The following is a 21,259-nucleotide window of genomic DNA, read 5'->3' as shown; positions in this document are numbered from 1 at the left end:
TAACAGAAAGTAGGTCAGCCAATGGCTAAGAAAAATCATGGTGTCTTTTTGGGATTACTTTTAGGTTCAGCCGCAGCAACGATTGCTTACTTGAGTCTTTCATCTTCTAAAAAGGATCAGCTCTTGAAAGAGAGTGCTAAGAAGATTGAAGATCTTAACACTTACTTGCATGATAAAAGTAAGAAAGTTTTAGATACAGTTTCCGAAAAAGTCCAAGAATCCAAAGATGCTGTTGAAGTTTATGGTGGGATTGCTGCTGAAACCGTCGAAGAAAAGTGGAAAGATACTAAAGATGCCGTTGAAGTTTACGGCGGTATTGCTGCTGAAACGGTTGAAGAATCTTTGGGACAGGCTAAAGAAAAGGTAGAAGGGTTTGGTGAAACCACTAGCCAAATTATCCAATCTAAAAAAGAAAAACCCGCCAGCGATAAGACAGATGCCGATGATGAAAATTAAGTTTACAAATACCTTTAAGATAAGACAAAAAGTGCCAAATGGCACTTTTTTAGTCTTTTATTGGAACAATAATCGAAATGGCTTTTGGAATGATATCTAATTGAATGGGCAGGTAGTCACTTTTATCTCCATCAATCCTAGTACGTGGAGATATTCCTTGTTTCTTAGCTTGTGGCAATAAACTAAGGCTATTGGTTTGAAAATGACTGATTTCCTCTGCCTTGGAAAAATCCCCTTGTCTAAACTCATTAATATGCCATAAGAATTTAAAGAAAGAAACTTTTTTCATGGTATAAACTTGGAAATAGCCATCATCAGCTTGAGCATTAGGAGAAAAAGAAGGAAAACCAGCGATGGTATTTGTCATCGTGATTAAGAGAAACTTCGTTTTCAGGTGAATACGATGGTTATGGCTAATTAAAGAGATGGCATAGCTGCGATTTCGTCTCAGTATTCGAATACTATCTTTTAAAAATGCTAGGGGACCAAAGCGTCGTTTTTCCTCAGCTGTTACGTCAGCAGCAATATCAGCTAGTAATCCTAAGGTTAAACTGGAAATCATGTATTGCTGGTTAGCTTTGCAAATATCGACTTGCTTAATTTGTCCCGCCAAAATGGTATCCAATGCCTCGGTAACTTGTAAGGGAACATGCATAGCCTTTGCAAAATTATTGACTGTCCCTGACGGCACTAATCCAATTAAACAATGAGCTCCTCCCTCATAGACACCACCGATGATTTTATTCAGTGTGCCATCGCCACCAAGAGGGATAACCAAGTCAATCTTGTCCTTGGCAGCTTGTTTTGCTAATTGAAAGGCTTGGTCAGCACCTTTAGGAGTAATCACCTCTACAGAATCTTCGGAAAAACCATGTTGGCAAAGATAGTCTTTGACTTGCCCAGCAAGTTGGTCTTCTTTCTTTCCAGAATTAGGATTGTAAAAAATCCGAACAGTTTTCATCAGGTCTCTCCTTTGACAGCTTATTAATCGTTAACCATTATACCACTTCTGACAAATGATGTCTTACATCAACTCATCACATAAAGCCTCTCAATCAGTCTGAGCATCTATTCTTCTAAAGCATAAAGAAAGTAATAGCGATAAATTGTAAAGCCGAAGCCAATAAAATAAAGAGATGCCATATCATATGGAAGTAGGGTCTCTTTTTGGCATAAAAGGCCGCACCAATCGTGTAAGATAAGCCGCCAAATAACATGAGAAGGCCAAAAGTAAGACTAGTTTTTTGAATGATGACAGGTAAGATGAAAATAACAAGCCACCCCATGACGATATAAAGCATCAAACTGAATTTTTCATTGATACGTTTGGCAAAAATTTTGTATAAAATTCCAAAAAGAGTAATGCCCCATTGCAAAACAATAATGACATAGCCTAGCCAACCAGAAACAAGAGATAAAGCAACAGGTGTGTAACTCCCTGCAATAGCAATGTAAATCATACTGTGATCAATAATGCGTAAGATGTATTTGTGAACCGAACCATAAGCCATGGAGTGGTAAATCGTAGAGGATAAAAACATCAAAAAGAGACTGATGATAAAGATAGAGTTACCAATAGCAGCTTTAAGGTCATAAGTTTGATAGGCATAGCTGGCTGAAATAGGAAGTAAAATGAGCATAGCAAATGCTCCGATAGCATGTGTCACGCTGTTTGCTACTTCCTCACTAAAAGATAATGGTAAACTTTGTTTAAAGGTTTGATTCATTTGGTTGCCTCCTGGGATAAAAAAATCGTGTGGTGGTAATCTTTTACCGTTTGACAAGCAACAAGAATAATAGGTGGAATATGATCCTCTGTTCTTGTGTGCTCATTCCAACAGGTTACAAAGGTATCATATAATTGTTTTGAATCATCATCGTTCTGTAAACGCTGCAATACTCGGCTAATATCTTGAATGGGAAATACTCTTTTAAAGAGACTGATAGCAATTAAGCGGGCTAGTTGTTGCTTTTGGTATTTTTTCTTAATGGGTTTGGACACGTACCCATGTTTGACGTAATTATTAATCATAGACGCCGTTAGCGATTTATTATCTGACACCTCTGAAAAATCAGTGCACTGATTGACATAAAGTAACACCTGATCCAAATATAAGTCTAAATCAGGTAGATCCTTCCAATAAGGTAATGTAGGGAAAATCATAGGTCTTTCTCTCTATCTAGTTTTAATAACTAGATTATATGATTAGTAAAAACTTTTTGCAAGTAAAAACTGTAAAAACATAAAAAAGGAAAGTAGAAATGGCGAAGTGAAGCTAATCATGCTATAATGTTAAAGAATTGATTGAGATAGATGACTTCTGTCGCAATCAGACTATTTTATCACGAAGAAGATGATGCTACGAAAGGAACTATACACTCATGGCAACTATTCAATGGTTGAATGGGAGTCATGAAACTTAGCGTAGAAAATCAAACATATTTTTTGAGTAAAATTGGCCGAAAACCCTTTATTTACAAGGGTTTTTCAATTTTTTAATAATTACTATTTTTTGAAGGGAAAGTAGGAGTTGAGCAATAATAAGCAATAATAACCAAATTTTTGGTGACTAATTTGGTGACTAAAATTTCGAAAATTTAAAACGAAACAAGTGTAATATTATAGTATAGCATTGAAATTTCAGTGAGAACATGTTAATAAGTGTTCTCGCTTTTTTTATTTTCAGGAGGCATTCATGCAAAAGAATGAACAATCATCACGTCAAATCGTGATGTGTTATCTAACAACAATTATGGGAGTTGAAAATGAGAAGGCCATACAACTAGTTGATGAAATGGAACAAGTAGGTTTAATTCAATTTGATGAATTGGGAAATGTTGGACTTTTGGTCTTGGAGGGACAGTCATGAAACGTATTACCGCAAATCAGTATCAAACATCAGAACGCTACTATAAGCTACCTAAATTATTATTTGAGAGTGAACGCTATAAGGATATGAAACTGGAGGTTAAGGTAGCCTACGCGGTTTTAAAAGATCGGTTGGAGTTGTCTTTAAGCAAAGGCTGGATTGATGAGGATGGTGCTATTTATTTGATATATTCCAATTCAAATCTGATGGCGCTTTTGGGCTGTTCAAAGTCAAAATTACTCTCTATCAAGAAAACCTTACGTGACTATGGTTTAATGGATGAAATCCAACAGTCCTCCAGTGAAAAAGGTCGAATGGCCAACAAGATTTATTTAGGAGAATTAGAGCATGAACCTACCCCAGTTTTAAAAACAGACGGGGGTAGTGCTAAAAAAACACTAGGGGGGTCTCAAAATCAGCCGGGGCCGGTCTTAAATTCAGCCCCTAGTGAGACTGAAGGAAATGAGACTAATTATAGTGAGACTGAAGGGAGTGATTTCCTTATTGAGGACGAGGAGGAGAGGCAGCTAGTAGATAAAAAACAAGAAGAAAACTTTTCTCTAAAAGTCGATGGTGTGACAAAGTACGATCGAGACTATATTTGGGGTCTAGTTCATGACCAGTTAAGACAAACAGGTCTATCTCAGTCGGCTAGTGACTATGCCATGATTTATTTTAGTGATCGTTATCAGTATGCTTTGGAACATATGCGATTTGCTCGGTCAGCGGAAGTAATTGCTGAATATGTCTTTAATGGTGTCCTGTCAGAATGGACCAAGCAAGTCAGACGACAAGAAGAAAAGGGAGGTGATTAAAATGATTTGGTGGATACTAGGTGGAATCTATTTGGTTTCACTTATCGTTTTAATTGTTGAAATCATTCGTACACCAGAAATGGATGATCATATATAGCCAAGAGTTTTACAAGTGTAAGGCTCTTTTTTATTTGGAAAGAGAGGAAAAATGAAATTTTTAGATTTATTTGCTGGGATAGGCGGTTTTAGGATGGGACTGGAAGCACAAGGGCATGAGTGCTTGGGCTTTTGTGAAATTGATAAATTCGCTAGAACATCCTACAAAGCTATGTTTAACACAGAAGGAGAAATAGAATACCATGACATTAAAGAGGTCACAGACCATGATTTTAGACAATTTAGAGGGCAAGTGGACATCATCTGCGGGGGATTCCCTTGCCAAGCATTTTCACTCGCAGGAAGACGATTGGGATTTGAAGATACTCGAGGGACTCTCTTTTTTGAAATTGTTAGATGCGCCAAACAAATCCAACCACGTTTTCTATTTTTGGAAAACGTCAAAGGCCTACTCAATCACGACAAGGGACGGACGTTCGCCACAATCCTCTCTACGCTGGATGAATTGGGGTATGATGTCGAATGGCAGGTGCTTAACAGTAAGGACTTCCAAGTCCCGCAAAACAGAGAACGGGTCTTTATTATCGGACATTCTAGAAGATACCGTTCCAGATTCCTATTTCCTCTCAGAGGAGAAAACAGCCCAGCTCATCTTGAAAGGCTAAGGAATGTTAATCCCTCTAAGCGTGGTTTGAATGGTGAAGTCTATCTGACAAGTGGACTTGCTCCTGCACTATTGAGAGGTAAAGGAGAGGGGGCAAAAATTGCCGTTCCAGTTTTGACGCCTGATAGACTAGAAAAACGTCAAAACGGACGTCGCTTTAAGGACAATCAAGACCCAATGTTTACTTTGACCAATCAAGATAGACACGGGGTTGTTGTCGCTGGAAACTTTCCGACTAGCTTTGACCAGACTGGAAGAGTATTTGACATTTCTGGCTTGTCACCAACATTGACAACCATGCAGGGTGGAGATAAGGTGCCAAAGATATTATTGAGAGAAGAATTGCCGTATCTGAAAATCAAGGAAGCCACAAAAGCGGGATTCGCAAAGGCGACGCTAGGAGATTCCGTTAATCTTGCTTATCCAGACTCAACCAAACGAAGAGGACGGGTTGGTAAGGGAATATCAAATACACTAACGACTTCAGACAATATGGGAGTAGTAGTTGCTGCTATGGAATACCGAAAGAATAAGTGGTATGAGGTTACAGGTATTGTCTTTGATGGGAAACTTTATCGCTTGAGAATCAGACGACTAACTCCCAGAGAATGTTTTAGACTGCAAGGTTTTCCTGATTGGGCTTATGAAAAAGCAGAATCAGTCTCCAGTAAAAGTCAATTATACAAATAGGCCGGCAATAGTGTGACTGTCACAGTTATTGAAGCCATTGCGAGAGAATTTAGAAGAATGGAAGAAGAAGAAAGACATGAACCTACTACATAAGAAAAGTATCCTAGATTGCTCGGAACTAGAAGAACGTATTCATCAAGCAGAGACTAATCAGCTATTGGAAATGATAACGTCACTCCCCAATTTTGATTGTGACTTTGAGGTGACCTTTGAAGATGATTACCATAAAAAGATGAACTACCCACTATTCTACGAATCCAATCTTCATCAGATTTCAGATTTTATTGAAACGAGGGACATTAAAAATGGTGTGGATACCCTATTGACTGAAGACAATCATCTGTCTTTTCGTGCCTTTGGTCAACACTATACTGCAGAAGGCAAAGATGGCATACTGACAACATTGATAACTGTTAAGTGCTTCGGTGAAGGACGGATGCCTATTGACATGAGTCGCTATTTCTCAACTCCTGAACCAACAATTGAAAATAGCCTAACCTTATAAGGAGGAGCCAATGCTTGAGGTATATCTAGGAAATAATGCCAATACAAATCAAGACTTACTAACCATTTTGACGACCTATGGTGTGACTTATCGTTGTACAAAAGCATGTGATGTAAACCGTGAAATCATACTGTCACTATTTGCCAAAACAACGGATTGTTTTGAGTTACTGTCGCCACGATTTCTTCGCTTTAAGCGTCAATATTCGATAAGTTTGAATGAGATGATTCAGCTTATTCTCCAAAAGCCAGACCAAAACCTTCGTCTGCCTCTCATTGTCTGTCAGAATTATGTCTATCCAGCTATTGGGCTAGACGAAGTGCGCACCTTTCTTCCCAGACAGGTAAAAGAAGAACTGTTTCAGGCCAGTCTGATGAAACAAGTGACAGGGTAGGTGTGAAGTTGAATGAACGATTTTGGGACAATTTAGAAATCATTCTGGTAGAAAAAGACCTCACTTGGGCAGAGTTGGCTCGAAACATGTTTAGAGGTCAATATGTCTATCCTAGTGAGTTTAATCGTCTCTATCAAAAACTGCGTCACTACAAATCCAATCGCCTAATGCCACAGACTAGGTGGGTTGAGCGAATCGTTCTAGTATTAGATATTGATTATGAAGATTTATTCAAGAGGTGACAATGATAAGGATAGTGGTGTTTTATCTAGCCATACAGCTTAACGGTCTTCTGGTGAGTATATACCTGCAAGACTATATAACGATTAAAGTCTTAGTCTTGCTACAATTGATTCTTTTTGGTGTGACTTGTCTAGAAATTACGCATCTCAAAACTGTTCAAGCCCAAAATATGACTTTAAGAAGTCGCTTAATATTTGGAGCTTTGGGATTTGTATGTATGGTTTCTGTTGCGCTCCTAATCAGTTTTCTATTCCCATTTCAGACTAAGAATCAAGCGGTATTGGTAGAAGTTGGAAAGCAGGTTCCTCCTATTATCTTTTTATTATTTCTAGTGAATGCAAGTGTCCTTGAAGAGATTGTTTATAGGCATTTGCTGTGGGAAAAATTGAAATATCCTCTTGTACAAATAGGAGCGACTAGTTTTCTCTTTACTCTAGCCCATGGTCCCAATCAGTTAGGGAGTTGGCTCATGTATAGTTACCTTGGGCTGAGTTTGGGTGTTGTGAGATACAAAACAGATTGTAAGACAACAATTGGCTTACATCTTGCTTGGAATATTCTTGTTTATGTAGTGTCTATTCTGTGATACCAAAATCAAGAGTGCTTCCGTATTATGGAAGCACCTTATGTTTGATAGGGAATCGAAAGAAGAGGAGGTCACCATGTCATCTGAACAACAAGAACGTCAGGCGATGCAATACGTGGAAAGAAGTAGTTTATTTACTGTTAGAACCCTCTTAAAGCTCTTAGAATGGTCGGCTAGACAAGCCTTAGCCCAAGATTCAGCTTATAAGATTGGGGTTCAAAAACTGGAAGAACTCCTTCAAAGTCCTTACGCAATTGAAGCGATTGATGTTAGTAAAGACATCCTAGATAAGCCAATTGATGTTGAGAAATTTAAGGAGTTGATGGAGTCGGAAAAACTGCCGATTGCTATTAGTTGGCAAAAAGACTATCTCTACTTCTATGCCAAAGATAAGAACTTGCTGGACCATCACTTAGATGAATTATTAAAGAAACTGATGTCTAATCCAGAAAAGTTACAAGGGCTAACTTTTGACAAAACCTTGGACCAAGAGATAGGGCTGGCCAAAGAGAAAATTAGAGTGTCAGAACCTTCTGCAGTCAAAACCAAGGAGGTGACCTTGTAATGTATTCCAAACATAAAGCTTTGGTCTTTGGAATCTTGGGTCTCGCCTTTGGCTATTTCTGCCACCGTCTAACCCTACTCTATGATAGTTTAACTAATGCCCCACCTATGGACCGTTTAGCTTACCTTTTAGGAGAGGGGCTAAATCAAGTCTTCAATCCTTTATGGCTGTTTTCCTTTACTCAAAAATCTCTTCTTGCCTTTATTCTTGGGGTTTTAACGATGACACTAGTCTATCTTTATGTTTCGACAGGACAGAAGGTCAATCGAGAAGGGGAAGAATACGGTTCTGCACGATTTGGGACCAGTAAGGAAAAGCGGAACTTTTACAGTAAGAATCCTTTCAATGACACGATTTTGGCTCGTGATGTCCGTCTGACCTTGTTGGAAAAAAAGAAGCCACAGTTTGACAGAAATAAGAATCTAATCGTTATTGGTGGTTCTGGTGCAGGTAAGACCTTTCGCTTTGTCAAACCCAATCTGATACAGCTTAACTGTTCTAACATTGTCGTTGACCCAAAGGACCACTTAGCAGAAAAAACAGGAAAACTCTTTTTAGAAAATGGCTATCAGGTCAAGATTTTAGACCTGGTTAATATGACCAATTCAGATGGTTTTAATCCCTTTCGCTATGTAGAAACTGAGAATGATTTGAACCGCATGTTAACGGTCTATTTTAATAATACCAAGGGAAATGGTTCTCGCAGTGATCCTTTTTGGGACGAGGCTTCCATGACTTTGGTGCGAGCCATCGCTTCTTACTTGGTAGATTTTTACAATCCTCCAGGTAGTTCAAAACAAGAACAGGAGGCAAGAAGAAAGCGTGGCCGCTATCCAGCTTTTTCTGATATTGGAAAACTCATCAAGCTCTTATCTAAGGGTGACAATCAGGACAAAAGTGTGCTAGAAGTGATGTTTGAGACCTATGCCAAGACATATGGGACAGAAAACTTCACCATGCGTAACTGGGCAGACTTCCAAAACTACAAGGATAAGACCTTGGATTCGGTGATTGCCGTAACAACGGCTAAGTTTGCCCTCTTTAATATCCAATCTGTCATTGATTTAACCAAACGTGACACCTTGGACTTAAAGACATGGGGAACGCAGAAGACTATGGTCTATCTTGTCATTCCAGATAATGATACTACCTTTCGCTTTCTCTCTGCCCTCTTTTTCTCCACGGTTTTCTCCACCTTGACCAGACAGGCTGATGTGGATTTTAAAGGGCAACTGCCTATTCATGTTAGAAGCTATCTGGATGAGTTTGCCAATGTGGGAGTAATACCAGACTTTGCCGAACAAACCTCAACAGTTCGCTCTAGGAACATGAGTTTAGTACCCATCTTGCAAAATATTGCCCAACTCCAAGGACTTTATAAGGAAAAAGAGGCTTGGAAAACCATACTGGGAAACTGCGACAGTCTCCTCTATTTAGGTGGAAATGATGAAGAAACCTTCAAGTTCATGAGTGGACTTCTAGGCAAACAAACTATCGATGTCAGAAGTACCAGTCGGTCGTATGGCCAAACAGGGTCTGGGTCAACCTCTCATCAAAAAATTGCAAGGGATCTCATAACCCCTGATGAAGTGGGAAACATGAAACGTGATGAGTGCTTGGTGAGAATAGCAGGAGTTCCTGTTTTTAAGGAGAAAAAGTTCTTCCCATTGAAACACAAAAACTGGAAATACCTGGCGAATAAGGAGTCAGATGAACGTTGGTGGCATTACCACATTGACCCCCTCAAAACAGAGGAAGTTCCGTTTGAACCCTCAGACCACAAGGTTAGGGATTTAAGCACAGAAAGCACACTACACTAATAGAAAAGAGGAATCGTATGAACCAAAAATTTACAGGATTTGTTTATGGCATGGACGCCAGTTCCATGTTTGCCCAAGCCATGGCGCTCTTACAAAAAGGAATGGTTGCGACAGGCGCCTTTCTTGTCGTCATGGGCATTATTAACCTATCAACCAATATCAAAGATGGTGGACCTGGTGTCCGCAATGCCATCTTAGAAATTGTGGGTGGTGTTATGGTAGGTGCCGCAGGTGCCTTCATCACCCAAATTACTATTTAGGAGGACTAGGTATGACATGAACAACACATTACCTTCAGCTTTTATCTTTCTAGCCTCGGAGAAAATTTCAAGCGATAGCCTTTTTGAAGGTTTTAACGTGGACTTGGAATCGACGGCCAACTTGGTCAAATCCCTTGCGGATTATAACCCAACCGTGTGGTCTTATATGTCAGCTATCACAAAAGGAGTGATGCAGCCCTTGGGAGTGGCTATTTTAGCAGTCGTTTTAGTCCTTGAGTTTTCGAAGATGGCTAAGAAAATCGCCAACTCAGGTGGTGCGATGACCTTTGAAGCTATTGCCCCAATGATTGTCTCTTATATCATGGTGGCTGTGGTGATTACCAACACCACCGTTATTGTAGAAGCCATCTTAGCCGTTGCTTCTCACATCATTGAAGGCGTAGCTGGTGTCGTTTCTCATGGGGGAACGACTTATGAGACCATTTCAGGGTTGAAAGGTTCAGGCATTATTGGAAAACTCATTGTTGGCTTTTTTGCCATTTTGATATGGTTAGTGCGATTGGTCAGTGTGATGGTGGTGAATCTCCTCATTACCATTCGCTTTATCCAACTCTATCTCATGATTCCTTTTGCACCTTTAACGATTCCGACTTTCCTCAGTGATGACTGGAGAAGTGTTGGGATTGGCTACCTTAAGAACATCATGGTCTATGCCGTTCAAGGTATTTTGATTTTTCTAATTGTATCGCTTGTTCCCTTGTTTGAGTCGGCTGGAAAGATTGCCGTATCAAATGGAGCTGGAGTTATGGAATCACTCGCCGTTATGTTTGGTGGCTTGGTACAGGCCATCTTGTTAATCATTGCCTTAGTTGGCAGTCAACGAACCGCCCGAAGTATTTTGGGCATGTAGGAGGAAGGGAGTCATTATCTCTCCTCCTCTTTTTATAGCTTACTTAGATTGGAGAACATTTATGAACACACGTGTCTTTAAGGATATTTCAAAGGTTCAACACAGGGCATGGTTAGGATTTACAACCAGACAGGTTATTTTTGTCTTACCAGCCGTTGTTATTACCATCCTGATTTTAGGGTTAAACCTTTTTTATTGGCAATTTGGGGATTGGTTTGTCTATGGTCTTATCTTTACTTTTACTATTCCTCTTATGCTTTTTGGGGTCTATCGCCCTAATGACTTACCTTTTGAAACGTATCTTAATTATAGATGGCATTATGAAATGACCATACCAGACCGTACACTAACTGGACAGAAAGGAATACAACGTGAAAAAAACAAATCGCTTAATGAAACCAAAGACTACTTCTAATGACAAAAAGCAAAAGACGAAAGCACAGAAGCAGGAGGTCAGACCTTCTACCGTGAATACGTTAGCTTATCAAGGGCTTTTTCAGAATGGACTCATGCAAGTCACCCCAGATTATTTTTCCCAGTCCTATCTTTTAGGGGATGTCAATTACCAAACAGTGGGACTTGAAGATAAGGGAGCGATTGTGGAGAAATATTCTGATTTAATCAATTCACTGGATGATAAGACTAATTTCCAACTGACGATTTTCAATCAAAAAGTTAATTTGGAAAAATTCAGGAAGAGTATTCTCTATCCCTTACAGGAAGATGGGTTTGATGCTTATCGTGATGAATTGAATCGCATGATGGATTCCAACTTAGAGGCGGGCGAGAACAACTTTTCAGCTGTCAAGTTTCTTTCATTTGGCAAGAGCGACCAAACACCAAAACTAGCTTTTCGTTCTCTGTCGCAAATTGGGGAATATTTCAAGAGTGGCTTTTCAGAGATTGATGTATCTCTTGGTCTGCTTGGTGGAGAAGAGCGAGTGAATGTCCTTGCGGATATGTTGCGAGGTGAAAATCATTTACCGTTCTCTTACAAGGATTTGACCCTCTCAGGTCAATCCACCAAACACTTTATTGCCCCAACCTACCTTTCCTTTAAACACAAGAATCATATTGAATTGGACGATAGATTATTACAGATTGTCTATGTTCGTGATTACGGTATGGAGCTAGGGGATAAATTTATTCGTGACCTCATGCAGTCAGATTTGGAAGTGATGATTAGCCTACATGCTAAAGGCTCTACCAAGTCTGAAACCATGACCAAGCTGCGAACCAAGAAGACCTTGATGGAATCACAAAAAATTGGGGAACAACAAAAAATGGCTCGGACAGGTATCTATTTGGAGAAGGTCGGCCATGTTCTTGAAAACAACATCGATGAAGCAGAAGCTCTTCTTCAAACCATGACCCAAACAGGAGATAAACTGTTTGACACTGTATTTCTGATTGGTGTGCTGGCAGATACTGAAGACCAACTCAAACAATCTCTTGATATTATCAAGCAAGTGGCAGGGTCTAATGATATGATTATCGATAATTTGACCTACATGCAAGAAGCTGCTTTTAATAGTCTCTTGCCATTTGGGAAGAACTATCTTGAAGGTGTTTCTCGGTCTCTATTGACTTCAAACATTGCCGTGAATGCACCTTGGACTTCCGTTGATATTCAGGACAAGGGTGGGAAATTTTATGGCATCAATCAAATCTCAAGTAATATCATCAGTATTGACCGTGGCAAGTTAAATACTCCGTCAGGTTTGATTTTAGGGACTTCTGGAGCTGGTAAAGGGATGGCGACAAAACATGAAATCATTTCTACTAAGCTCAAGGAAGCAGGTGGTGATACTGAAATTATCATTGTTGACCCAGAAAATGAGGTGCGACAAGAAGTCGTATGATAAATTGCTAGAGATAGCTACTCTATCCATTTGGAGTAATCCTACCACAGCCTGCTTGACTGGTAACGGTCATGTTGGGAAGCCTGTGGGACAATATGGAAAGTCTGATAGCCTAAATCAGATGGACTGTTAGGATAAGAATACTATGGTGAACAGATAGTGAATCATTGCAAGAGTCGTTACAGGGACTAAGTGAAATAAGGCTGAAACACTTACACCAAAAGGTACGGAGGGGGTCATTGGGGCTTTCATAACCTGATGACAAATGGACACAGTCTTCCCGGCTCAAAGATGGCACCTAAGGTATTCACAATTATTTATCATACGGAACTTGGTAAGCCCTATGTATTCCTTCTAATTTGTTTAGAAGGTATTGAACTCGTAAGAGGAATAGATGATGCAGAGGGTAGAGGAAAGGATAAAAAGCGAAGGCTCCAGCTGTAATGGCAGGAGATAGGGGTTCAAACTTTGCCCTGACCTGAAAGGGTGCAGACTTATCCTATGGTATTTCATGACAAGAAATGGAGGTAAACCTATGAATGATAAGCATTCAACGACAGCACAAGCTGAGAAGCTATCACACAAGCAACTGCTCGCTAATCAATGGAAAAGTATTGATTGGAAGCGGGCAGAACAAGAAGTGAATAGGCTACAAATCAGGATTGTCAAGGCTACTCAAGCCAAAAATACAAACACAGTGAAAAGACTTCAGTATTTACTAACACATTCTTTTTACGCCAAGGCACTTGCCGTTCGTCGAGTGACGACTAACAAAGGTAAGAAAACGGCGGGTGTAGATGGTGAACTTTGGACGACACCTGCTCAAAAGATGGAAGCTCTCTTATCTCTAACGGACAAAGGCTATAAAGCCAGTCCACTGAGACGGGTTTACATCGACAAAAAGGGTAAGAAGAAAAAGCGTCCATTAGGGATTCCTACCATGTACGATAGAGCCATGCAGGCACTTTATGCCTTAGCGCTCGAACCTATCGCAGAAACAACTGCAGATACTAAATCGTTCGGTTTCCGAAAAGGGAGAAGCTGCCAAGATGCTTGTGAGTATATCTTTACAGCGCTATCACGAAAAGCTTCTCCTGAATGGATTTTAGAAGGCGATATCAAAGGTTGTTTTGATAACATTAGCCATGATTGGCTCTTGGAGAATATTCCGATGGACAAATCCATCTTGAAGCAATTTCTTAAATCAGGTTTTGTATTCAAGGGCGAGTTATTCCCAACGGAAGATGGCACACCACAAGGTGGTATCATCTCACCTATTCTTGCCAATATGGCACTCGATGGGTTACAACAAGTCTTATCGGATAGATTCCATACCAATCGTTTAGGAAAAATCGACCTTCGATTCAAGAACAGCCATAAGGTCAATCTTGTCCGTTATGCGGATGATTTTATCGTCACAGCTGCGACACAAGAAATTGCTTTGGAAGCTAAAGAAGTGATTAAGGAATTTCTGCTTGGGCGAGGCTTAGAGCTATCAGAAGAAAAGACACTGGTGACTCATATCAACGATGGTTTCGACCTGCTTGGTTGGAACTTTCGGAAGTACAAAGGTAAATTAATTGTCAAACCTTCTAAGAATTCTATTCAAACCGTCATTGGTAAATTCTCAGAAACCATCCTCAAGCGAGGAAAAGCATGGGAACAAGAAGTCTTAATCATGAAACTAAATCAACAGATACGAGGATGGACCAACTACCACCAATCCGTTTGTGCTAGTGAAGCCTTCTCCTATCTGGATTACCATTTATATGAATTATTGTGGCGGTGGGCAAAACGTCGCCATCCGAAGAAAGGTCAATGGTGGATTTCGACCAAGTATTGGCATAGAAGAGGCAGTCGCAGTTGGGTATTTGCTTCAGGCGATAAAGAACTCATTCGAGTTGACCACACTGCTATTGTCAGACATACAAAGGTTAGAGAACACGCCAATCCTTACTTGGATACAGAATACTTTGCTCAACGAGCCTTTAATCATGGTATGAAACGATTGACAGGTCGGTTTAAACTTGTTTGGAAGCAACAAGACGGACGCTGTCATCACTGTGGACTCCCGATGGAGATTGGAGAAGATAGAGAAATATTCTTCAAAATTCCAAAATCCAAGGGAGGTGTGGAAGACGTTGACAATATGGCTTATGTGCATCGTTATTGTCAGCGACTATTTATTGAGAGCCGCTCGAAAGAGTGATGAAATGCTTGAGCCGTATGAGGGGAAACTCTCACGTACGGTTTTTAGAGAGGAAGGTGGTAGTAATACCACTGACCTACTCGACTACAGTATCATTGGTCAAGCCTTTGGTGGGGAAAGCATTGATATTGCGCCTGACTCTACCACTTTCTTAAACGTTTTAGACTTATCCGATGACAATATGGATGAAGACCCTATTAAGGTCAAATCTGAATTTCTATTGTCTTGGATTGGGAAACTCTTAGACCGGAAAATGGACGGTCGAGAAAAGTCCCTGATTGACCGTGTGACACGGTTAACCTATAAGCATTTTGAGACACCATCTCTCGTAGAATGGGTCTTTGTTCTCTCTAAACAGCCTGAACAAGAAGCCAAGGACTTGGCACTCGATATGGAACTCTATGTTGAAGGCTCACTAGACATTTTTTCACACCACACCAACATCAAAACCGATAGTCATTTCCTCATTTACAATGTTAAAAAGTTAGGGGATGAGTTGAAGCAGATTGCCCTCATGGTCATCTTTGACCAGATTTGGAATCGTGTGGTTAAAAACCAAAAACTTGGCAAGAAGACCTGGATTTACTTTGATGAAATGCAGCTTCTGTTGTTGGATAAGTACGCTTCTGATTTCTTCTTCAAGCTCTGGAGTCGTGTTCGTAAGTATGGGGCCATTCCAACAGGCATTACTCAAAATGTAGAGACTCTTCTTTTAGATGCCAATGGCAGACGTATTATTGCCAATAGCGAGTTTATGATTCTATTAAAACAGGCTAAGAGCGATCGCGAAGAATTGGTGCATATGCTTGGACTTTCCAAGGAACTGGAGAAATACTTGGTTAATCCTGAAAAAGGAGCAGGTTTAATCAAGGCTGGCTCAACCGTTGTTCCTTTCAAGAATAAGATTCCTCACCACACCAAGCTCTTTGACATCATGAGTACGGACCCTGAAAAAATGAGGACATGAGATGAGAGAGGATAAAAAGGTAGTCAAACAGGCCAGACAAAACTTTCGAAGCGACTTAAAATCAGCCCGTATACATTATCGGAAAGAAGTTAGAGCCTTAAAACAGACTGTTCCTAAAATAGGACGATTTCGAAAACCAGCTCAAAATTCTCTGTTTCAGGAAAAGAAAACAGAGTTCAAAGAAAATCTACTCAGTAGTCAAAAGGAAACAGAAGAGAAGTTCCTAAAGGAAATTACCTATGTGTCTCCTAGACTGTTAAGGGGAAAGGAAATCAAGAACTACCGACTTCCGCAAGCTCAAGAACGTTTGCGGACAGCAAGAAAACATTTGTCAGAAGTGAAACTAAGTGAAAAGTCAAAATCGGTTAATCCCAAGTTTACTTTCAAAAAAGAAAATCCTTCCCTGAAGTCTCGCTTTCAATTTCACCAAGAAAAATCATTTGATCGACTCAGTGCAGAAAAAGAAGTAAGTTCTGCCAAACGTGAGGTCAAACAACTCAAGAATGTCCAAAAGTCTAAGAAAAGTTTTACCAAAGTCAAAGCTAGACTAGGCTTAGCTGCCTCAGAATCGCTTGATTTGGTGGCACAAGATGATGATTTAGACGGTCTAAGAACCCTGAAGGATACTAGCTTGAAAGCTAGACGGTATGGCAGATTAACCTATCAAGCTGGTAAAGCGGCGGTGAAAAGTGGACAGACTGGTGTGCGTTTTACAAAGACGAAAGCGGCTCATGGAAAGGAGCGATTTCATAATTTCAAAAATGGTAAAGGTTTTAGGCGCCAGAAACCTCTTAAACCACGAAGACGCTATCAAACCTTTTTAAAGCACGCCAGAAAGCATAGTCTAGCAGGAGTTAAGGGGATTGTTCAAGCCATTAAGGGAAGTCTGACTTTCTTTTCTGCAATTGCGGGAAATCCTTTAACTTGGATTGTCTCAGGCATACTCTTGATACTCCTTTTGATGATGAGTTTTTTCATGAGTGTCTCAGGAAGTAGTGTCATTCAACAAGATGAAATGGAATTGACCAAGGCCTATACCCACATGACGTGGGAAGATGCGGAACATACGAGAACCAACGAAAAAGGGATTACCTATTACACCAAGATTGATGAGATCATGGTTTACATGAATCATCAATACCAAGACTACAAGCTTGACGATGTCATGGAAACAGGTGGTGCGACTTATAAAGCATTTCTCAGTCAACTGTGGACGGACTTAAACGGTGGTGATTCGATTAAATCTATGTCTGACCTGTATAAGGAACCTAGCTACAAGCTGGCTGAGGAGGACCAAGAAGAACTAAGGGAATTGACTGAAGAAGGAAACTATCTCGTTCTTCAAGAACTGGACAATCCTTTTCAGGGACAGACGGATGAAGATAGTTTACGAATGACCGTTCGGTATGGCTATGAGATTCTTGATGAGAAACCGACTCTCCATCACCATATCCTCTTAGAAGCCAAGGAAGGTCAAGTCATTGTAGCACCTATGGAGGGAAAGGTATCTCTTGAAGGAGAGAATATTATTCTGACATCAGGTAAGGGAGTGAATAAGACTAAACTAACCTTGTTTGGCATTCATTTAGGTCGAGTGAGCGAGGGGCAACAAGTCTTGGCAGGAGACATTATTGGTCAGACCAAGGACGGAACAGGTCTAAAAGTCACCTATCAAAAGGTAGATAATGACACGGACAAGTTGGTCTATGTCAATCCCGCTTTCTACTTTCCAAAAGTGATTCAAGTTCAGACCACCATTCTTCCAACTATTGGCCAGTTTGGTGGAGAAGAGTTTGAGAGAGCTAAGGCCATTTATGACTATCTCAAAAGTAAAGGTGCGACCAATCAAGCTATTGCGGCCATTTTAGGAAATTGGTCGGTAGAATCCGCCATCAATCCCAAACGAGCTGAAGGTGAGTTTCTAACTCCTCCTGTTGGTGCGACAGACACTTCATGGGATGATGAGAGCTGGCTCTCACTTAATGGTCCAACTATATACAATGGACGTTACCCCAATATTCTTAAACGTGGTTTAGGATTAGGCCAGTGGACAGACACTGCAGATGGGTCACGCAGACATACCTTATTGCTAGAATATGCCAAAGGAAAACATCAGAAGTGGTATGATTTGGGGTTACAACTGGACTTCATGTTGCATGGGGATAGTCCTTACTACACAAGTTGGTTGAAAGAGTTCTTTAACAATTCAGGAAGTCCAGCCAGTCTTGCCCAACTCTTTCTGATTTACTGGGAAGGTAACTCAGGAGATAAGCTATTAGAGCGACAAACAAGAGCGACTGAGTGGTTCTATCAAATTGAAAAGGGCTTCAGTCACCCAAATGGTGGAACGGCACAAAGTGATCCAAAAGCACTTGAAGCTGTCCGAGGAGACCTCTTTGAGAACTCTATTCCAGGAGGTGGTGACGGTATGGGTTATGCTTACGGTCAATGTACGTGGGGAGTCGCAGCCCGTATCAACCAACTGGGGCTGAAACTCAAAGGCCGAAATGGTGAGAAGATTTCAATTATCAGCACCATGGGTAATGGCCAAGACTGGGTGCGTACAGCAGCAAGCCTCGGTGGTGAAACTGGAACAAGTCCACAAGCAGGAGCTATACTCTCTTTTGCAGGTGGAGGCCATGGTACACCAGCAGAATACGGACATGTGGCTTTCGTCGGTGCGAGACGTTTCTAACTGAAAAGGTTAGACACGTTCTTGAAAAATCAACCTGATAATCAGGTTAAATTTGAATAGAATGGAGAACTATTATCTTGAAAATTGGAATGAAGGGGTAACGCCCTGAAACGATTTCTCTAATACTCTGACATGCGTTTATCTGGTGCAAAGGTAAAGGTATGAAGCTCGGTGAAGTCGGCTGAAAGATACCGTCATTCTTAAGGACTTAAGAATCGAAAGTGTTCCAGAGGTGGAATATGTATCTGATAGGTCGGGAGTCATTAAAAACTAAATAGGGTGAGAATGTGCATGAGCACTGACGAACCAGCGAATGTACGCTCCAAAGGCGAGTACGTAGAAATGCGTATAACAACGTAAGTTGTTTCAACTTGAGGAAGAGTAAGAATCAACGATATGAAATTCCTTGATATGTTACAGGCATATCAAAGTTGAAGGGGTATAGCTAGGCACCTAAGTTTAGTATTGATAAAGATAAGGGAACGTCGAAAGCTAGAGATGTGGAGGTTGCACAACCAGAGAAACATTGGAAAGGAAATCATAACTTTCCTTAATCTCTAGTGAGAGTGGTGGCACGACCTTTGAAAGTGTTGTAATGATACTGGAGGAACAGCCACTAGTCAATAGTGTATTGTTATGAACTTTATCATTTCATGGATTCTTGTAAGACATAAAAGGTCACGAATCCAAAGAGAGGAGTGATAGACCATGATGAAACCAAAAAATAATGACAAACTATTAAAACATCAAAAACTAAGGTATGCGGAATACTATGGCATGACCGAGATATTTGATGATTTATATTCAAAAAGTCAAAATGGATTCAACTTTAAGAACTTAATGAACATTATCACATCTCCCGAGAATATACTGCTCGCTTATCGTACCATAAAGCGGAATGGTGGCAGTCAAACCGAAGGAGTAGATGGTGTTACCATTAAAGATTTAGAAAATCTGACCCAAGAAGACTTTATCTCTAAAGTTCAAAGAAGATTTCAATATTATAGACCCAGAAAAGTCAGAAGAGTAGAGATTCCTAAGCCAAATGGGAAGAAACGACCACTTGGCATTCCCTCGATGTGGGACAGAGTAGCCCAACAGTGTATTTTACAAGTGTTGGAGCCAATCTGTGAAGCCAAGTTTTACAAACATAGTTATGGATTTAGACCCCTAAGGTCAGCCGATAACGCTATTATGGATTGTATGTATCGTATGAATAAAAGTCATATGACCTATGTCGTTGACGTTGATATCAAAGGTTTCTTTGATGAAGTGAATCATACTAAGTTAATGCGTCAAATCTGGACATTAGGCATCAGGGACAAACAGCTTCTAGTGATTATTCGAAAAATGTTAAAAGCACCTATTGTTCTTCCGAATGGAAAAGTGACCTATCCAACTAAGGGCACACCACAAGGAGGTATCTTATCTCCACTACTTGCCAACATTAACCTTAATGAATTTGATTGGTGGATAGGACGACAATGGGAAGAAAGAGATTGTAAGGAATTAGTTCCTCAATATAATTCCAAGGGAACAAGACACAAGTCACATGTGTACAGAAAGTTGCGAACTTCAACGACACTAAAAGAAGTTTACATTGTTCGATATGCGGATGATTTTAAAATCTTTTGTCGGAATAAAAATGAAGCAGAACGAACCTTTATGGCTGTAAAATTGTGGCTAAAAGAGCGACTTAGCCTTCCTATTTCAGAGGAAAAATCTCAAATTACCAATCTGAAAAAGAAAAGCAGTGAATTCCTTGGGATTACTTTAAAGCTAGTTTCTAAGAATAATCGTTTTGTCTGTTTTTCTCATATTGCACCTAAAACCAAGAAACGTATTAAGCATCAACTGAAATAACAGATGAAATTGATACAAATTAAAGGTGTTAAAGAAACAATTATTCGTGAAATACAGAAGTATAATAGTATGGTTATCGGTATTCATAACTACTATAGTATGGCAACACATGTGAGTAAGGATTTAGAAGAAATTCATTATCAGCTTTATCTCTCTTTTAAAAATCGATTGCAGGCGAAAGGTCTGACAAAAAAAGGAGAATACAAGGGAAAAGATAAAGGACTTCTCCCCTACCTCCAATCTCAAAATATTCGGTACTTAACGGGTTATCCAATTCTTCCAATTAGCTATGTCAAGACGAGGACGTTAAAAGGAAGAAATAAGAATCTGAATAGGTATACTCCTGAGGGGAGAAAATTGATTCATAAACAACAGGAATCTGTTGAAATATGGAAATTAAAATGGCTGAGAGAACACCCAATTATAAATAAGCGTGCAACAGTTGAATACAATGATAATCGAATTTCTTTATTTGTAGCTCAAAAAGGGAAATGCGGTGTGACAGGCAAGGAATTAGATATGGATGATATTCATTGTCACCATAAGAGACCTTGGTCAGAAACAAAGGATGACTCTTATAGGAACCTTATCATTGTTGGACGAGATAGTCATCGCCTGATTCACGCAACAAATGAGAAGGTTATCAAAAATCTCTTTAAGCTTTTGAATTTGAGTAGTACAGGACTGACCAAATTAAATCAGTTGCGTGAACTTGTAGGAAATCCACCATTATTGAAAGAAAATTTGTACTTAGAATAATCATATTAATATAGCACGATAAAGCAAAATCGTGATAATACACTATTGATGGAACGCCGTGTGCGGTGAAAGTCGCATGCACGGTGTGAAGCGGGGGAAAAGATGGAG

18 protein-coding genes and 3 pseudogenes are annotated in these 21,259 nt (G+C 40.0%); 18 read left to right on the top strand and 3 right to left on the bottom strand.

The genetic code is table 11. The features are described from left to right. The first annotated feature begins 21 nt into the window (after positions 1-21). The gene (locus tag EL097_RS08415) at positions 22-456 is read left to right on the top strand and encodes a hypothetical protein (protein ID WP_003048369.1); all 435 of its coding nucleotides are present in this window, start codon (positions 22-24) and stop codon (positions 454-456) included. A gap of 49 nt (positions 457-505) precedes the next feature. Here the strand turns inward: EL097_RS08415 and EL097_RS08410 are convergent, their stop codons facing one another. From EL097_RS08410 to EL097_RS08400, 3 genes are all read right to left on the bottom strand, one after another. Next, positions 506-1,417, bottom strand: coding sequence for a diacylglycerol/lipid kinase family protein (locus tag EL097_RS08410; protein WP_099982957.1), 912 nt, complete (start codon positions 1,415-1,417; stop codon positions 506-508). A 115-nt stretch (positions 1,418-1,532) separates the two neighbouring features. Then, positions 1,533-2,183, bottom strand: a complete 651-nt coding sequence (trhA, locus tag EL097_RS08405) for a PAQR family membrane homeostasis protein TrhA (protein ID WP_003048376.1) — start codon at positions 2,181-2,183, stop codon at positions 1,533-1,535. Next, on the bottom strand, positions 2,180-2,620 hold the full coding sequence (locus EL097_RS08400; protein WP_003048378.1) for a DUF1836 domain-containing protein: 441 nt from the start codon (positions 2,618-2,620) through the stop codon (positions 2,180-2,182). The genes trhA and EL097_RS08400 overlap by 4 nt, the downstream gene beginning before the upstream one ends. A 532-nt stretch (positions 2,621-3,152) precedes the next feature. On the opposite strand from EL097_RS08400, the gene EL097_RS08395 reads away from it, so the two are divergent. The 17 genes and pseudogenes from EL097_RS08395 (at position 3,153) to ltrA (EL097_RS08305) (ending at position 21,151) form a co-directional block, all read left to right on the top strand. Continuing rightward, the gene (locus EL097_RS08395) at positions 3,153-3,326 is read left to right on the top strand and encodes a hypothetical protein (protein ID WP_003048381.1); all 174 of its coding nucleotides are present in this window, start codon (positions 3,153-3,155) and stop codon (positions 3,324-3,326) included. Beyond that, positions 3,323-4,141: a replication initiator protein A gene (locus tag EL097_RS08390; RefSeq protein WP_003048383.1), complete on the top strand. Its 819-nt coding sequence runs from the start codon at positions 3,323-3,325 to the stop codon at positions 4,139-4,141. The genes EL097_RS08395 and EL097_RS08390 overlap by 4 nt, the downstream gene beginning before the upstream one ends. Positions 4,142-4,289: 148 nt before the next feature. Beyond that, positions 4,290-5,645: pseudogene (dcm, locus tag EL097_RS08380) on the top strand (DNA (cytosine-5-)-methyltransferase). Continuing rightward, positions 5,629-6,057 (top strand): hypothetical protein, encoded by a 429-nt coding sequence (locus tag EL097_RS08375; protein ID WP_003048389.1) that lies wholly within the window; start codon positions 5,629-5,631, stop codon positions 6,055-6,057. Before dcm ends, EL097_RS08375 begins: the two are co-directional and overlap by 17 nt. A 10-nt stretch (positions 6,058-6,067) precedes the next feature. Then, positions 6,068-6,451: a thioredoxin domain-containing protein gene (locus tag EL097_RS08370; protein ID WP_003048390.1), complete on the top strand. Its 384-nt coding sequence runs from the start codon at positions 6,068-6,070 to the stop codon at positions 6,449-6,451. An 8-nt stretch (positions 6,452-6,459) separates the two neighbouring features. Further along, positions 6,460-6,693 carry a hypothetical protein gene (locus EL097_RS08365; RefSeq protein ID WP_003048392.1) on the top strand — a complete coding sequence of 78 codons (234 nt, stop codon included), beginning with the start codon at positions 6,460-6,462 and terminating at the stop codon, positions 6,691-6,693. Between the two features lie 2 nt (positions 6,694-6,695). Beyond that, complete coding sequence (locus EL097_RS08360; RefSeq protein ID WP_003048394.1) at positions 6,696-7,280, top strand: CPBP family intramembrane glutamic endopeptidase; 585 nt, start codon at positions 6,696-6,698, stop codon at positions 7,278-7,280. A 76-nt stretch (positions 7,281-7,356) separates the two neighbouring features. Further along, positions 7,357-7,845, top strand: coding sequence for a hypothetical protein (locus EL097_RS08355; protein ID WP_039994964.1), 489 nt, complete (start codon positions 7,357-7,359; stop codon positions 7,843-7,845). Continuing rightward, on the top strand, positions 7,845-9,665 hold the full coding sequence (locus EL097_RS08350) for a VirD4-like conjugal transfer protein, CD1115 family (protein ID WP_129545020.1): 1,821 nt from the start codon (positions 7,845-7,847) through the stop codon (positions 9,663-9,665). Before EL097_RS08355 ends, EL097_RS08350 begins: the two co-directional genes overlap by 1 nt. Positions 9,666-9,682: 17 nt before the next feature. After that, entirely contained in the window at positions 9,683-9,925 is a 243-nt protein-coding gene (locus tag EL097_RS08345; protein WP_003048398.1) for a hypothetical protein, read from the top strand. A gap of 16 nt (positions 9,926-9,941) precedes the next feature. Continuing rightward, positions 9,942-10,796 carry a type IV secretion system protein gene (locus EL097_RS08340; protein ID WP_003048400.1) on the top strand — a complete coding sequence of 285 codons (855 nt, stop codon included), beginning with the start codon at positions 9,942-9,944 and terminating at the stop codon, positions 10,794-10,796. A 61-nt stretch (positions 10,797-10,857) separates the two neighbouring features. Continuing rightward, the gene (locus EL097_RS08335) at positions 10,858-11,211 is read left to right on the top strand and encodes a PrgI family protein (protein WP_003048402.1); all 354 of its coding nucleotides are present in this window, start codon (positions 10,858-10,860) and stop codon (positions 11,209-11,211) included. Further along, entirely contained in the window at positions 11,189-12,658 is a 1,470-nt protein-coding gene (locus EL097_RS08330) for a VirB4-like conjugal transfer ATPase, CD1110 family (protein ID WP_086014984.1), read from the top strand. Before EL097_RS08335 ends, EL097_RS08330 begins: the two co-directional genes overlap by 23 nt. A 535-nt stretch (positions 12,659-13,193) precedes the next feature. Further along, entirely contained in the window at positions 13,194-14,867 is a 1,674-nt protein-coding gene (gene ltrA, locus EL097_RS08320; RefSeq protein ID WP_003044036.1) for a group II intron reverse transcriptase/maturase, read from the top strand. 82 nt (positions 14,868-14,949) lie between these two features. Beyond that, positions 14,950-15,834: pseudogene (locus EL097_RS08315) on the top strand (VirB4-like conjugal transfer ATPase, CD1110 family); the annotation flags it as partial. Between the two features lies 1 nt (position 15,835). After that, entirely contained in the window at positions 15,836-18,529 is a 2,694-nt protein-coding gene (locus EL097_RS08310) for a phage tail tip lysozyme (RefSeq protein ID WP_003048408.1), read from the top strand. Between the two features lie 708 nt (positions 18,530-19,237). Continuing rightward, positions 19,238-21,151: pseudogene (gene ltrA, locus EL097_RS08305) on the top strand (group II intron reverse transcriptase/maturase). The last annotated feature ends 108 nt before the right edge of the window (positions 21,152-21,259 follow it).

The organism is Streptococcus canis, from assembly GCF_900636575.1.
Taxonomy (GTDB): Bacteria; Bacillota; Bacilli; order Lactobacillales; family Streptococcaceae; genus Streptococcus; species Streptococcus canis.
The sequence above is the reverse complement of the archived record's forward strand: the minus strand, read 5'-3'. Positions and strand labels throughout refer to the sequence as shown.